General features: G+C 49.4%; 1 protein-coding gene. It reads right to left on the bottom strand.

The window, feature by feature from the left end; translation table 11 throughout:
* On the bottom strand, positions 1–237 hold a 237-nt coding region (locus tag H5S10_RS00115), incomplete at both ends, for a Rib/alpha-like domain-containing protein (protein WP_267905319.1).

Genomic DNA, 237 nt, shown 5'->3' with positions numbered 1-237 from the left:
TTCCACGTATACTTTGTGCCAGCTGGTAACTCGTCCTTGTTCTTGATCCCGTCAGCTGGATCTGGGACTACACCAGTCTTCGTATTGATTGTTTGACCTTCTGGCGCGTACTTATCCGTATCACTTGCCGTGCTTGGCTTTGTAACATGAACTGTGACTGGCACTTCGTCCCTGGAACCATCTGGGTATGTTACCACAACCGTTGCCGGCTTATTTCCTTCGGTACTTACATCTGGC

It is taken from the genome of Limosilactobacillus balticus (assembly GCF_014145615.1).
Taxonomy (GTDB): Bacteria; Bacillota; Bacilli; order Lactobacillales; family Lactobacillaceae; genus Limosilactobacillus; species Limosilactobacillus balticus.
Note: the sequence above shows the minus strand (reverse complement) of the source record. Positions and strands in the feature narration are given on the sequence as shown.